The 14,945-nt window shown below is 73.7% G+C and carries 10 protein-coding genes; 7 read left to right on the forward strand and 3 right to left on the reverse strand.

What is annotated here, in order from left to right; genetic code table 11:
• A partial coding sequence (locus AB0F11_RS20695) for an AAA family ATPase (protein ID WP_362175622.1) occupies positions 1–1,890 on the forward strand: 1,890 nt, incomplete at its 5' end.
• Between the two features lie 247 nt (positions 1,891–2,137).
• Positions 2,138–3,571: a sugar porter family MFS transporter gene (locus tag AB0F11_RS20700; RefSeq protein WP_362175625.1), complete on the forward strand. Its 1,434-nt coding sequence runs from the start codon at positions 2,138–2,140 to the stop codon at positions 3,569–3,571.
• Positions 3,572–3,619: 48 nt separating this feature from the next.
• Here the strand turns inward: AB0F11_RS20700 and AB0F11_RS20705 are convergent, their stop codons facing one another.
• Positions 3,620–4,606, reverse strand: coding sequence for an LLM class flavin-dependent oxidoreductase (locus AB0F11_RS20705; RefSeq protein ID WP_362175628.1), 987 nt, complete (start codon positions 4,604–4,606; stop codon positions 3,620–3,622).
• A 62-nt stretch (positions 4,607–4,668) separates the two neighbouring features.
• Positions 4,669–6,159, reverse strand: coding sequence for a cytosine permease (locus AB0F11_RS20710; protein ID WP_362175631.1), 1,491 nt, complete (start codon positions 6,157–6,159; stop codon positions 4,669–4,671).
• Positions 6,160–6,306: 147 nt separating this feature from the next.
• Between AB0F11_RS20710 and ftsY the strand changes: the two genes are divergently transcribed.
• Entirely contained in the window at positions 6,307–7,527 is a 1,221-nt protein-coding gene (gene ftsY, locus AB0F11_RS20715) for a signal recognition particle-docking protein FtsY (protein WP_362175634.1), read from the forward strand.
• A gap of 135 nt (positions 7,528–7,662) precedes the next feature.
• Here the strand turns inward: ftsY and AB0F11_RS20720 are convergent, their stop codons facing one another.
• Entirely contained in the window at positions 7,663–8,331 is a 669-nt protein-coding gene (locus AB0F11_RS20720; RefSeq protein ID WP_362175637.1) for a bifunctional DNA primase/polymerase, read from the reverse strand.
• 467 nt (positions 8,332–8,798) lie between these two features.
• On the opposite strand from AB0F11_RS20720, the gene AB0F11_RS20725 reads away from it, so the two are divergent.
• The 4 genes from AB0F11_RS20725 (at position 8,799) to AB0F11_RS20740 (ending at position 14,714) form a co-directional block, all read left to right on the forward strand.
• Positions 8,799–10,259 carry a hypothetical protein gene (locus tag AB0F11_RS20725; RefSeq protein ID WP_362175640.1) on the forward strand — a complete coding sequence of 487 codons (1,461 nt, stop codon included), beginning with the start codon at positions 8,799–8,801 and terminating at the stop codon, positions 10,257–10,259.
• 328 nt (positions 10,260–10,587) lie between these two features.
• Positions 10,588–11,940: an ammonium transporter gene (locus AB0F11_RS20730; RefSeq protein ID WP_362175643.1), complete on the forward strand. Its 1,353-nt coding sequence runs from the start codon at positions 10,588–10,590 to the stop codon at positions 11,938–11,940.
• Positions 11,937–12,275: a P-II family nitrogen regulator gene (locus AB0F11_RS20735; protein WP_361905651.1), complete on the forward strand. Its 339-nt coding sequence runs from the start codon at positions 11,937–11,939 to the stop codon at positions 12,273–12,275. The genes AB0F11_RS20730 and AB0F11_RS20735 overlap by 4 nt, the downstream gene beginning before the upstream one ends.
• Positions 12,276–12,290: 15 nt before the next feature.
• On the forward strand, positions 12,291–14,714 hold the full coding sequence (locus tag AB0F11_RS20740) for a [protein-PII] uridylyltransferase (protein WP_362175646.1): 2,424 nt from the start codon (positions 12,291–12,293) through the stop codon (positions 14,712–14,714).
• Positions 14,715–14,945 lie beyond the last annotated feature (231 nt).

The following is a 14,945-nucleotide window of genomic DNA, read 5'->3' on the forward strand; positions in this document are numbered from 1 at the left end:
CCGGCCGGGGGCGGGGCGCCGCGGCCGGCGGGCGGGGCCGCCCCCGTCGGCCTGCCCGGGCAGGCCGACGGGGGCGACCGGGTGCACGGCGGGGTGCCGCTGGAGCGTTTCGTGCGGGGGGACGGCGCAGCGGTGCGGGCCGTCGGGTGGGTGCTGCGGGACCACGTGCTGGTAGGTGACCTCGACCAGGCGCAGCAGCTCGTTGCGGTGCGGCCCGACCTGGTGGCCGTGACACCCGACGGGGACGTGCTCGGGGCGCACCTCGCGCACGGCGGTTCCGCCGGGGCGCCCAGCCTGATCGAGGTGCAGGCCGCCGTCGACGAGGCCACCGCCGAGCTGGACCGCCTCGACGGGCAGTGCAAGGAGCTGGCCGAGGCCCAGGAGGCCGCCCGGGAGGCGCGCCGCGACCTCGCCGCCCGGGTCGAGGAGATCGGCGAGCGCCGCCGGGCCGGCGAACAGGCCCGGGCCGGGCACGCCCAGCAGCTCGGGCGGCTCGCCGGCCAGGCCAAGGGCGCCGCCGGCGAGGCCGAGCGCAGCGCCGCCGCCGCGGACAAGGCGCAGGCCGCGCTGGAGCAGGCCCTCGCCGAGGTGGAGGAGTGCGCCGAGCGGCTCGCCGCCGCCGAGGAGATGCCCGTCACCGAGGAACCCGACCCCGCCCGCCGCGACCGGCTCGCCGCCGACGGGGCCAATGCCCGCCAGACCGAGATGGAGGCCCGCCTCCAGCTGCGTACCCACGAGGAGCGGGTCAAGGGCCTGGCCGGCCGCGCCGACTCCCTCGACCGCGGCGCCCGCGCCGAGCGCGAGGCCCGCGCCCGGGCCGAGCGGCGCCGGGCCCGGCTGCGCCACGAGGCCGCGGTGGCCCGGGCCGTGGCCGACGGCGCCCGCCAGCTCCTCGCCCACCTGGAGGTGTCCCTCGGCCGGGCCGACGCCGAGCGCACCGCCGCCGAGCGCGCCAAGCGCCTGCGCGAGCAGGAGCTCGCCGAGGCCCGCACCCGCGGCCGCGACCTCAAGGCCGAGCTCGACAAGCTGACCGACTCCGTGCACCGCGGCGAGGTCCTCGGAGCCGAGAAGCGGCTGCGCATCGAGCAGGTGGAGGCCCGCGCCCTGGAGGAGTTCGGCATCGGGTCCGCCGCCCTCGTCGCCGAGTACGGCCCGGACCAGCCGGTCCCGCCGAGCCCGCCCGCCGAGGGCGAGGAGCTCCCCGAGGACCCCGAGCACCCCCGCAACCGCCCCGGCCCGTTCGTCCGGGACCGTCAGGAGAAGCGCCTCAAGGCCGCCGAGCGCGCCTACCAGCAGCTCGGCAAGGTCAACCCGCTCGCGCTGGAGGAGTTCGCCGCGCTGGAGGAGCGCCACCAGTTCCTCAGCGAGCAGCTGGAGGACCTGCGCAAGACCCGAGCGGACCTGCTCCAGGTCGTCAGGGAGGTGGACGAGCGCGTCGAGCAGGTCTTCACGGAGGCCTACCGGGACACCGCCCGCGAGTTCGAGGGGGTCTTCTCCCGGCTGTTCCCCGGCGGCGAGGGCCGCCTCGTCCTCACGGACCCCGACAACATGCTCACCACCGGCGTCGACGTCGAGGCCCGGCCGCCCGGCAAGAAGGTCAAGCGGCTCTCGCTGCTCTCCGGCGGCGAGCGCTCGCTGACCGCCGTGGCGCTGCTGGTGTCGATCTTCAAGGCCCGCCCGAGCCCGTTCTACGTGATGGACGAGGTCGAGGCGGCGCTCGACGACACCAACCTGCAGCGGCTGATCCGGATCATGGAGGAGCTCCAGGAGAGCTCGCAGCTGATCGTCATCACGCACCAGAAGCGGACGATGGAGGTCGCCGACGCGCTCTACGGCGTGTCCATGCAGGGCGACGGAGTCTCCAAGGTCATCAGCCAGCGCCTCCGCTGAACCGATCCGTCCGATTTCATTCAAGAAGTGAATGACCCGCCCTCGGGGCTCTGTCTCCGCTGCGCCTTCGCTGGGGCGAAGTGGAATTCATCTCGGTCACTTGCCTCCTCTTGACTTCAAGAACTGAAGACATAGGCTCGCTCCGCCGCCTCTTCCCTTCGAGTGGTGCCGGATCTTGCCCTGTGCGCCACTGGAGGGGTCAACCCCCACCCGCCCGCCACTGCAGCCGGGCACGCAGGAGCACACCTTGACCAGCAGCACAGCGCCGGCGCCGGCCCCGAAGGGCGGCCGGGCCGCCCGCCCCGACCACCTCGGGCGCGTCGTCTTCATCGCCGCCGCGGCCGCCATGGGCGGCTTCCTCTTCGGCTACGACAGCTCCGTCATCAACGGTGCCGTCGTGGCGATCCGCGACCGGTTCGACGTCGGCTCCGAGGCCCTCGCCCAGGTCATCGCCGCCGCGCTGGTCGGCTGCGCCCTCGGCGCCGCCACCGCGGGCCGCATCGCCGACCGGATCGGCCGCATCCGCTGCATGCAGATCGCCGCCGTCCTCTTCACGGCCAGCGCCATCGGCTCCGCCCTGCCCTTCGCCCTGTGGGACCTCGCGCTGTGGCGCGTCATCGGCGGCTTCGGCATCGGCATGGCCTCCGTCATCGGCCCCGCCTACATCGCCGAGGTCTCCCCGGCCGCCTACCGAGGCCGGCTCGCCTCGTTCCAGCAGGCCGCCATCGTCATCGGCATCGCCGTCTCCCAGCTGGTCAACTGGGGCATCCTGAACCTCGCCGACGGCGACCAGCGCGGCGAGCTCGCCGGCCTCGAGGCCTGGCAGTGGATGCTCGGCGTCATGGTGGTACCGGCCGTGCTCTACGGCCTGATGTCCTTCGTCATCCCCGAGTCCCCGCGCTACCTGATCTCCGTCGGCCGCACCGGCGACGCCCGCGCGGTCCTGCGCGAGGTCGAGGGCTCCGGCGCCGACCTCGACGGCCGCGTCCGCGAGATCGAGCTCGCGATGAGCTCCGAGCACAAGTCCACCTTCAAGGACCTGCTCGGCGGCCGCTTCGGCTTCCTGCCCATCGTCTGGATCGGCATCGGCCTGTCGGTCTTCCAGCAGCTCGTCGGCATCAACGTGATCTTCTACTACAGCTCCTCGCTGTGGCAGTCCGTCGGCATCGACCCGTCGAGCTCGTTCCTGTACTCCTTCACCACCTCGATCATCAACATCGTCGGCACGGTGATCGCGATGGTCTTCGTCGACCGCCTCGGCCGCAAGCCGCTCGCCCTGATCGGCTCCGTGGGCATGGCCCTCTCGCTCGGCGCCGCCGCCTGGGCGTTCTCGTACAAGGAGGGCAGCGGCGACCAGATCACGATGCCCGACACCCAGGGCACCGTCGCCCTCGTCGCCGCCCACTCCTTCGTGCTCTTCTTCGCCCTCTCCTGGGGCGTCGTGGTGTGGGTGCTGCTCGGCGAGATGTTCCCCAACCGCATCCGCGCCGCCGCGCTCGGCGTGGCCGCCGCCGCGCAGTGGGTCGCCAACTGGGTCATCACCGTCACCTTCCCGACGCTGTCGGACTGGAACCTCTCCGGCGCCTACGTGATCTACACGGTCTTCGCCGCGCTCTCGATCCCGTTCATCCTCCTGTGGGTGCCGGAGACCAAGGGCAAGGCGTTGGAGGAGATGGGGTAACCATCCCCGCCACCACCCCCTCTCCTCGTCGACAGGTGCTGCCCCGGCTCATCCGCTGAGCCGGGGCAGCACCTGTTCGCACAGCAGGTGCAGGCTGCGCCAGCCCTCGTCCAGCGGCATCCCGCCGCACAGCGGGTGCAGCACCAGGTTCCCCGCCCCGCCCGCGTCCCGCGCGTACGCGACCGCCTCGTCCGGGGTCAGGACGCGGTACACGCCCTCCGCCCGCAGCTCCGCCACCGAGCGCGCCCGGGACCGTACGGCGCTGCGGATGTCCTTCGACTGCCAGGACGCGTACGTGCCCGCCTCGTGCAGGAAGCACGCGCCGTGTTCGGCCCACACCCGGTCCGGGTCCTCGGCGATGTGCAGCAGCGGGGTCTCGGCCGCCGGCATCATGCAGAACCCCTCGGTGCCGTACTCCGCAAGCTGCTCGGTGTAGTACGCCTCCAGCTCCGGCAGGTGCGCGCTGGGGAAGAACGGCAGCCCGAGCCGGGCCGCCCGCCGGGCCGCGGCCCGGGAGCTGCCGCCGACCAGCAGCAGCGGGTGCGGCCGGGTGAACGGCACCGGTGTCACCCGCACCGTGCGGCCGCGGAACGCGAACGGCTCGCCCGTCCACGCCGACAGCAGCGTCTCCAGCAGCTCGTCCTGGAGCCGGCCGCGCCGGCCCCACTCGACGCCGTGCTGCTCGTACTCCTCGGGCCGGTAGCCGATGCCCGCGACCGTCACCAGCCGGCCGCCGCTCAGCAGGTCCAGAACGGCGATGTCCTCGGCGACCTTCAGCGGATCGTGCAGCGGGCCGATGATCGCCGAGACGGTGACCGCGATCCGCCGGGTGGCGCCGAGGACCGCCCCCGCGAACGTGAACGGCGAGGGCAGCCAGTTGTTCGCCGTGCCGTGGTGCTCCTCGGTCTGGACGGTGTCGATCCCGCGGTCGTCGGCGTACCGGGCCATCTCCAGCGCGGCCCGGTAGCGGGCGGACAGGCTCTCGGGGGTGCCGTTCGGGTCGACCAGATTGAACCGGGCCACGGTGACGGGCATGGCGGAAGTCCCCTTCGCCGGAGGTGGGTGGGCGGCGAAGGGGGACGTTAGCTGACGGAGCGTCAGTCGGCCAGGGATCCGGCGGGCTCGGACTCGGGCGCGGGCTCCGGCGACGGCTCGGGTGCGGGCCCGCTCACCTGCGCCGGGCGCGGCAGTACGGCGTACAGCGCGCCGGAGGTGAGGATGCCGGCCGCCCAGCCCAGCCCGTTCGCCCCGATCCAGGTGCCGGCGAGGGGGCCGGCGAACCAGTCCACCTCGGTGAACAGCAGGCCCACCGCCAGCGCCGTGCCCCAGGCGGTCATCGCCTGCCAGGCGAAGCCGCCCCGGTACCAGTAGGCGCTGCCCGGCGTGGTGTCGAGCAGGGCCGCGCCGTCGTACGCCGTCCGGCGCAGCATGTCCACGCCGAAGACGCCGATCCACGCGGAGAAGGCCACCGCCAGCAGGGTCAGGAAGGAGACGAACGAGCCGAAGAAGCTGGTCGCGACCACCATCAGCAGGAAGCCGAAGACCAGGCTGATCACGGCGTTCACGCTGACCGCAGCGGCCCGCGGCACCTTGATGCCGAGCGTCTGCGCCGTGAAGCCCGCCGAGTACATGGACATCGAGTTGATCAGCAGCATGCCGACCAGCGCGATCAGCAGGTACGGGACCGCGATCCAGGCGGGCAGCAGGGTGCCGATGAAGGAGACCGGGTCCTGGGCGGAGGCCAGGTCGGGCGTGCCGACCGCCATGACCGCACCCATCAGCACCATCGGCACGACCACCACGGCCGCACCGCCCACCGTCGCGCCGACGATGCCCCGGCCCGAGGCCGTACGCGGCAGGTAGCGGGTGAAGTCCGGCCCGGAGGGCACCCAGCTGATGCCGCCGGCGGCGATGGTGCCGATGCCCGCCACCATCATCGCGGTGGAGCCGGCCGGCTTGTCGAGAACGGCGGCCCAGTCGGTCTCGGCGACCAGATAGCCCAGCACGAGCACGCTGAAGGCGCCGAAGAGGTACGTCGACCAGGTCGAGCACGCGCGCAGCGCGCTGATGCCGAGACCGGAGACGAGGAAGGTGCAGCCCACGAAGAGCAGCAGGGTGGCCACCACCAGCGCGGTGTTCTTCCGGACGCCGAACAACAGGTCCAGCACCGTCAGCATGGCGAAGGCGCCGCTGACCGCGTTGATGGTCTCCCAGCCCCAGCGCGCCACCCAGATCAGGGCGCCGGGGAACAGGTTGCCGCGCTGGCCGAACACCGCCCGCGACAGGGCCATGCCGGGGGCGCCTCCGCGCTTGCCGGCGATCGAGATCAGGCCGACGAGCCCGTACGAGACCACGGGCGCGGCGACCGCCACCACGAGCACCTGCCAGATGTTGAGCTCGTTGAAGATCACCAGGCCGGCACCCATGGTCAGCAGCAGCACGCTGATGTTGGCGGCGACCCAGGTGGGAACCAGCTCGCGGACCCGGCCGGTGCGCTCGGCGTCGGGGACGGGTTCGAGGCCGCGGGTCTCCATCGCGGTCTCGGTCGTCGGGTGCTCCAGCGCGCCGTCTGCGGGCTCGGCGGACATGCGGTTTCTCCGGAAGGGGCGGGTACGGGTGGGCAAGTCGCCCATCATCGTAGATTTAATGCCTATACAACAAATAGGTCCTTACGGTCCGCTCCGGGCGCTCGGTGTCCGCGGCCCGGGGAGCCCGTGGCCGATACTGGTGCCGTTATGGACATCCTCATCCTTGCTGTAGTCATCGCCCTGGTCGCGGTCGGCGCGATCAGCGGGCTCCTGGTCAGCAGCCGCAAGAAGAAGCAGCTGCCGCCGGCCCCGCCCAGCACGCCGACCATCACTGCCCCGCCCGCCGAACCGCAGGTGGGGGAGGACGCCGCAACGACGGTCGAAGAGCCGCGCCGCACGATCGAGGAGGTCGCCCTCCCCGAGGCGGAGGCGGCGCCCGCCCCGCCCGCCGAGGCGCCGGTCGCCGAGGCCGAGCTGCCGGCCGCACCCGAGATCGAGGTGCCCGAGCCCACCGCGGGCCGCCTGGTCCGTCTGCGCGCCCGCCTCGCGCGCTCGCAGAACTCCCTCGGCAAGGGGCTGCTCACGCTGCTCTCCCGCGAGCACCTCGACGAGGACACCTGGGAGGAGATCGAGGAGACCCTCCTCATCGCCGACGTCGGTGTCGTCCCGACGCAGGAGCTGGTCGACCGGCTGCGCGAGCGGGTCAAGGTGCTCGGCACCCGCACCCCGGCGGAGCTGCGCACCCTGCTCAAGGAGGAGCTGCTGACCCTGGTCGGCACCGACTCCGACCGCGCCGTGAAGACCGAGAGCGGCACCGACACCCCGGGCGTCGTGATGGTCGTCGGCGTCAACGGCACCGGCAAGACCACCACCACCGGCAAGCTCGCCCGCGTCCTCGTCGCCGACGGCCGCAGCGTGGTCCTCGGCGCCGCCGACACCTTCCGCGCCGCCGCCGCCGACCAGCTCCAGACCTGGGGCGAGCGGGTCGGGGCGCGCACCGTGCGGGGCCCCGAGGGCGGCGACCCCGCCTCGATCGCCTACGACGCGGTCAAGGAGGGCATCGCCGAGGGCGCCGACGTGGTGCTCATCGACACCGCCGGCCGCCTGCACACCAAGACCGGCCTGATGGACGAGCTCGGCAAGGTCAAGCGCGTCGTGGAGAAGCACGGCCCGCTGGACGAGGTCCTGCTCGTCCTGGACGCGACCACCGGACAGAACGGCCTGATGCAGGCCCGCGTCTTCGCCGAGGTCGTCGACATCACCGGCATCGTCCTGACCAAGCTCGACGGCACCGCCAAGGGCGGCATCGTCGTCGCCGTCCAGCGCGAGCTCGGCGTCCCGGTCAAGCTCGTCGGCCTCGGCGAGGGCCCGGACGACCTCGCCCCCTTCGAGCCGGAGGCGTTCGTCGACGCCCTGATCGGCGACTGAGCCCCGCCCCGTACGGTGCCGCCCGCGCGGCCCGTGCACACGCCGGCGCCCCCGCGTTCCGCCCGGAACCCGGGGGCGCCGGCGTACGTACGGACCGCGCGGGCGGGGCGAGGCGGGCCGGTCCGGCGGCTGAGCTCAGCGGCGCAGGCGGTGGCAGATGTACGCGAGGGTGCCGAGCAGCAGCCGCGCCTGCGGCGGGCCGCCCGCGCAGTCCAGGGCGGGCGGGCGCAGCCAGCTCACCGGGCCGAGGCCCGCGTGGTCGGACGGCGGCGCCGTCACGTAGGCGCCCGTGCCCAGGGCCTGCAGGTCCAGGTCCGCGTCGTCCCAGCCCATCCGGTACAGCAGCTGCGGCAGCTCGGCCGCCGCGCCCGGGGCCACGAAGAACTGGGCGCGGCCGTCGGGGGTCGTGGTGACCGGCCCGAGCGGCAGGCCCATCCGCTCCAGGCGGACCAGCGCCCGGCGCCCGGCCTCCTGGGAGACCTCGATGACGTCGAAGCCGCGGCCCACGGGCAGCAGCACCGCCGCGCCCGGGTACTCGCCCCAGATCTCGCTGACCCGGTCGAGGGTGGCGCCCGCGGGGACCGTGGGGGCGAGGGGCAGCGGGTGCGCCCCGGGAGCCGCGCACTGCGCCCGGCCGCAGGAGCAGTCGCGGGCCGGAGCGGCGGCCCGGGCCCCGGGAACCACGTCCCAGCCCCACAGGCCGGTGTACTCCGCCACCGCCGTGCACTCCGACGTGCGTCCGCGCCGCCGGGCGGCGGAGCGGAATTCCTTGGTGCTGCGGCTGCCGCCGATCGTGAAGCCCATGCCCATGCCCCCTCCAACGGGTCGGACGCGCCGGTGGTTACGACGTCGGCAGGGCGGGTGCGGGCCCGGGTCCCGGCGGTGTGTCCCCTTCCCGGACTCCGTCCGGGAGGGACCCCGGGGCGCACTCCTCGCCGCGCGCGCCCCGGGCACACTCCTGTCCAACCGATCGTTTCGCCTCGCTGTCAAGTGAATCGCGCCTGGCGGGTGGCGAGTTCATTCGAAGGGGTGGCGAATGGTGGCGTTTCTGGAATCGACCTCGCGGGAGGGGTGATCGTAGGATTACTTTCAGTGCACGAACCCTTGCGGCAGGCCGATCCGTGGTTATGCCGGAGGCAAGGTGTGAGGGACCTGTGAAGGTGCCCGGCGGCAGGCGCCGCCCCGGCCAGGGTTTCGTGCGAGGAGCCAGAGCGGATGGGGGCGTTCCAGTGAGCGGCAGCGGCGCAAGCGGAACGAGCGCGGAGCCCGACGTGCCGGACGCTGCGGGCCCGGCCGCCCGCAACGAACAGCTCACCTCCTGGTTCGTGCGCAGCGGCTGGTCCAAGGGCGAGCTCGCCCGCCAGGTGAACCGGCGGGCCCGCCAGATGGGCGCCCACCACATCTCCACCGACACCTCCCGCGTCCGCCGCTGGCTCGACGGCGAACAGCCCCGCGAACCCGTCCCGCGGATCCTCTCCGAGCTGTTCTCCGAGCGGTTCGGCTCCGTCGTCGCCATCGAGCAGCTGGGCCTGCGCACCGCCCACCAGACGCCCTCCGTCTCCGGCGTCGACCTGCCCTGGGCCGGCCCCCAGACCGTCGAGCTCCTCGGCGAGTTCTCGCGCAGCGACCTGATGCTGGCCCGCCGCGGCTTCCTTGGGACCTCCCTCGCCCTCTCCGCGGGCCCCGCCCTCATCGAGCCCATGCAGCGCTGGCTCGTCCCGGTCCCGGCCGCCGACCCCGGCGTCCGCGAGCCGCTGCCCGGCGGCCACCGCCCGCCGCGGCTCTCCGAGCCGGAGCTCGACCTCCTCGAGGCCACCACCGTGATGTTCCGGCAGTGGGACGCGCAGTGCGGCGGCGGACTGCGCCGCAAGGCCGTCGTGGGCCAGCTCCACGAGGTGACCGACCTGCTCCAGGAGAACCACCCGGCCCCGGCCATGAAGCGGCTGTTCAAGGTGGCCGCCGAACTCGCCGAGCTGGCCGGCTGGATGAGCTACGACGTGGGCCTGCACCCCACCGCCCAGAAGTACTTCGTCCTCGCGCTGCACGCCGCCAAGGAGGCGGGGGACAAGCCGCTGGGCTCGTACATCCTCTCCAACATGAGCCGCCAGATGATCCACCTGGGCCGCCCCGAGGACGCCCTGGAGCTCATCCACCTCGCCCAGTACGGCAGCCGGGACTGCGCCGGCCCCCGCACCCAGGCCATGCTGTATGCGATGGAGGCCCGCGCCTACGCCAACATGGGCCAGCCCAGCCGCTGCAAGCGGGCGGTCCGCATGGCCGAGGACACCTTCGGCGACGTAGGCCTCGGCGGCGAGCCCGAGCCCGACTGGATCCGGTTCTTCTCCGAGGCCGAGCTCAACGGCGAGAACTCCCACTCGTACCGCGACCTGGCCTACGTCGCCGGCCGCAGCCCCATGTACGCCTCCCTCGCCGAACCCGTCATGGAGCGCGCCGTCGAGCTCTTCCAGAAGGACGAGGTGCACCAGCGCTCCTACGCCCTCAACCTCATCGGCATGGCCACCGTCCACCTGCTCCAGCGCGAGCCCGAGCAGGCCGCCGTCCTCGTGGACCGCGCCCTCGACGTGGCCGGAAAGGTGCGGTCCGAAAGGGTGAACACCCGGCTGCGCAAGACCGTCGACACCGCCGCCCGTGAGTACGGCGACGTCGCCGAGGTCGTCCGGCTCACCGACCACCTCGCCTCCCGCCTCCCCGAGGCCGCGGAGGCCGTCTGACGGCCCTCTCCCGGCCGCCCCCCCAAGGCCCCGGCCGCGGCAGACACCCCGTGAAGCCCGATCAGGCTCCCCCAGCCAGGTCTCCCGGGTGCTGCCGCGGCCGGCCGTACCGCACTGCCCCCACCCGACCCGTTCATGGACGCGTAACACGTCCGACCTCTTCGTCACGGGCGCGAAACATCGAGCGGCGCCGCCGGAAACCGGCCTGCGCGAATCTCATGGCCAATAACCGGCCAGCCCCCAGGCCCCACCCCCGGCCTTACGCCTTGCGCCGCTCAGGTTTTCACGATCGCCCGCACGCGAACGTACCGACGACGAGGAGACGCCGATGGCCTCAGCAGCAGCCATCACGACCCTCGCGGCAGACGCCCCGACGCTCTCTGCCGCGAACACCGGGTTCATGCTCATCTGCTCCGCCCTGGTCATGCTGATGACCCCGGGACTCGCCTTCTTCTACGGAGGCATGGTCCGAGTCAAGAGCACCCTCAACATGCTGATGATGAGCTTCGTCAGCCTCGGGATCGTCACGATCCTTTGGGTCCTCTACGGCTTCAGCCTCGCCTTCGGCACGGACTCCGGCAGCATCATCGGCTGGAACTCCGACTACGTGGGCCTCAGCGGCATCGGCATCACCGAGCTCTGGGACGGCTACACCATCCCGGTCTACGTCTTCGCCGTCTTCCAGCTCATGTTCGCCGTGATCACCCCCGCCCTGATCAGCGGCGCCCTCGCCGACCGCGTCAAGTTCAGCGCCTGGGCCCTGTTCACCGCCCTGTGGGTCAGCCTCGTCTACTTCCCCGTCGCCCACTGGGTCTGGGGCACCGGCGGCTGGCTCTTCGACATGGGCGTCATCGACTTCGCCGGCGGCACCGCCGTCCACATCAACGCCGGCGCCGCCGCCCTCGGCGTCATCCTCGTCATCGGCAAGCGCGTCGGCTTCAAGAAGGACCCGATGCGCCCGCACAGCCTGCCCCTGGTGATGCTCGGCGCCGGCCTGCTGTGGTTCGGCTGGTTCGGCTTCAACGCCGGATCCTGGCTCGGCAACGACGACGGCGTCGGCGCCGTCATGTTCGTCAACACCCAGGTCGCCACCGCCGCCGCCATGCTCGCCTGGCTCGCGTACGAGAAGCTGCGCCACGGTTCCTTCACCACCCTCGGCGCCGCCTCCGGCGCGGTCGCCGGCCTCGTCGCCATCACCCCCTCCGGCGGCTCCTGCTCCCCGCTCGGTGCGATCGCCATCGGCGCCATCGCCGGCCTGCTGTGCGCCATGGCCGTCGGCCTGAAGTACAAGTTCGGCTACGACGACTCCCTCGACGTGGTCGGCGTCCACCTCGTCGGCGGCATCGTCGGCTCCCTCCTCGTCGGCTTCTTCGCCACCGGCGGGGTCCAGTCCGACGCGGCCGGCCTCTTCTACGGCGGCGGCCTGGAGCAGCTGGGCAAGCAGGCCATCGGGGTCTTCTCCGTCCTCGCCTACTCTCTCGTCGCGTCCGCGGTGCTCGCCCTCCTCCTCGACAAGACGATGGGGATGCGCGTCAGCGAGGACGACGAGGTCTCCGGCATCGACCAGGTCGAGCACGCCGAGACCGCCTACGACTTCAGCGGGGCCGGCGGCGGCGCCTCCTCCCGGAGCACCGCCGTCCACACCACCGCTGCCGCCGCGACCAAGAAGGTTGACGCATGAAGCTGATCACCGCGATCGTCAAGCCGCACCGGCTGGACGAGATCAAGGACGCCCTCCAGCGCTACGGGGTCCAGGGCCTGACCGTCTCCGAGGCCAGCGGATACGGCCGCCAGCGCGGCCACACCGAGGTCTACCGCGGCGCCGAGTACACCGTCGACCTCGTACCGAAGATCCGCATCGAGGTCGTCGTCGAGGACGACGACGCCGAGTCCGTCATGGAGATCCTGGTACAGGGCGCCCGCACCGGAAAGATCGGTGACGGCAAGGTGTGGAGCGTCCCCGTCGACGCCCTGATCCGCGTCCGCACCGGCGAGCGCGGCGCCGAAGCGCTCTAGCGAGGGAGAACCCGGTTGACGAGCGTGGAAGACACAACGGACACCTCCGACCCCGGACCCGGCGGCTACGCCGCGGCCCGGCTGCGACTCCTCCAGGAGGAGTCGCGGTCCGGGCCTTCGCGGCGTTCCACGCTGTCCGGGCTCACCGACGACTGGCTGAACGCCCTGTTCACCACCGCCGCGCGCGAGACCGGTGTGCGCGGCGCCGCCCTCGTCGCCGTCGGCGGCTACGGGCGCGGCGAACTCTCCCCCCGCAGCGACCTCGACCTGCTGCTCCTCCACGACGGCAAGGCCGCCCCCGCCGACCTGGCCCGGCTCGCCGACCGCCTCTGGTACCCGGTGTGGGACCTCGGGCTCTCCCTCGACCACTCCGTGCGCACCCCCGGCGAGGCCCGCAGGACCGCCGCCGAGGACCTCAAGGTCCACCTCGGACTGCTCGACGCCCGCCCCGTCGCCGGAGACGCCGGACTGCTGGCGGGCCTGCGCACCTCCGTCCTGGCCGACTGGCGCAACCAGGCCCCCAAACGGCTGCCCCAGCTGCACGCCCTGTGCCGCGAACGGGCCGAACGCTCCGGCGAACTGCGCTTCCTCCTCGAACCCGACCTCAAGGAGGCCCGCGGCGGCCTGCGCGACGCCGCCGCCCTGCGGGCCGTCGCCGCCTCCTGGCTGGCCGACGCCCCCCGCGAGGGGCTCGCCGACGCCCGCCGTCGGCTGCTCGACACCCGTGACGCCCTCCACCTCGTCACCGGGCGCGCCGGCGACCGCCTCGCCCTGCAGGAGCAGGCCCAGGTCGCCGCCCGGCTCGGCCTGTCCGACGCCGATGCGCTCCTGCGCGAGGTGTACGAGGCCGCCCGGACCGTCGCCTACGCCGCCGACGTCACCTGGCGCGAGGTGGGCCGCGTCCTGCGCGCCCGCGCCGCCCGGCCCCGGCTGCGCGGACTCCTCGGCGGCCGCGGTGCCCCCGCCGGGGAACGGGCCCCGCTGGCCGAGGGGGTCGTCGAGTCCGACGGCGAGGCCGTGCTCGCCCTCGCCGCCCGGCCCGAACGCGACCCCGTGCTGCCGCTGCGGCTCGGCGCGGCCGCCGCCCAGGCCGGGCTGCCGGTCTCGCTGCACGCCGTACGCCGCCTCGCCGCCCAGGGCCGGCCGCTGCCCGTGCCCTGGCCGGGCGAGGCGCGGGAGCAGCTGCTCACCCTGCTCGGTGCGGGGGAGCCCACCGTCGGCGTCTGGGAGGCGCTGGAGGCCGAGGGGATCATCTCCGCGCTCCTGCCCGACTGGGAGCGCGTCCGCTGCCGCCCGCAGCGCAATCCCGTGCACACCTGGACCGTGGACCGGCACCTGGTGGAGACCGCGGTCCGGGCCTCCGCGATGACCCGCCGGGTCGGCCGGCCCGACCTGCTGCTGATGGCGGCGCTGCTGCACGACATCGGCAAGGGGTGGCCCGGCGACCACTCCGTGGCGGGGGAGACCATCGCCCGCGACACCGCGCTGCGGGTCGGCTTCGACGCGGCCGACGCCGACGTGCTGGGCGTGCTGGTCCGCCACCACCTGCTGCTGGTGGAGACCGCGACCCGGCGCGACCTGGACGACCCCGCCACCGTGCGGGCGGTCGCCGAGGCCGTCGGCAGCCCCGGCACGCTGGAGCTCCTGCACGCCCTCACCGAGGCCGACGCGCTGGCCACCGGGCCGGCGGCCTGGTCGGCCTGGCGGTCCTCGCTCGTGGCCGACCTGGTCGGGCGGGTCGCGGCCGTCCTCGGCGGGGCCCCCGTCCCCGACGAGCCCGACCCGGCGCCCTCCGCCGAGGAGGAGCGGCTCGCGGTGGAGGCGCTGCGGACCGGGGAGCCGGTGCTGGCGCTGCACGCCCGGCAGGAGGAGGACGCCGTCGGGGTGGAACTGGCCGTCGCCGTCCCCGACCAGCCGGGGGTGCTGCCCGCGGTGGCCGGGGTCCTCGCCCTGCACCGGCTCACCGTGCGCGCCGCCGACCTGCGGTCCCTGGAGCTGCCCGACCGGCTCGGCGAGGCCCTGGTGCTGCGCTGGCGGGTGGCCGCCGAGTACGGCTCCCTGCCCGAGGCGGCGCGGCTGCGGAGCGATCTGATCCGGGTGCTGGACGGGTCCCTCGACGTCTCGGCGAAGCTCGCCGAGCGGGAGGCGGCGTACCCGCGGCGCCGGGGGGTCGTCCCCCCGCCGCCCCGGGTCACCGCCGTGCCGGGCGTCTCCTCGCTCGCCACGGTCCTGGAGGTCCGGGCCCCCGACGCCGTCGGACTCCTCCACCGGATCGGCAGGGCCCTGGAGGGCGCCGGCGTGCGCGTGCGCAGCGCCCACGTCTCCACGCTGGGCGCCAACGCGGTGGACTCCCTGTACGTCACCACCCCCGAGGGCAAACCCCTGTCCCCGACCGAAGCCGCCACGGTGTCCGACACCCTGACCGAGGCTCTGTCCTAGCGCCACCGCCCCCGCTGCGCGAAGCAGTCCCCTCCCCGCCCCTTCCCGCAGTACCGATGAGCGGCTCCGCCGCGGGCGGGGCTGCGCCCCGGACCCCATCCGTGCGCTTCGCGCCCGGTGCGCTCAAACGCCGCGCGGGCTGGGTTTTGCCGCTGCGCGGCAATTCCAGCCCCGCCCGGCGGAAATCCAGCCCCGCCGGCGTTTGAGGCGCGGGGCCCGGGGCGGAGCCCC

The sequence above is a fragment of the Streptomyces sp. NPDC032472 genome (assembly GCF_040636955.1).
Lineage (GTDB): Bacteria > Actinomycetota > Actinomycetes > Streptomycetales > Streptomycetaceae > Streptomyces.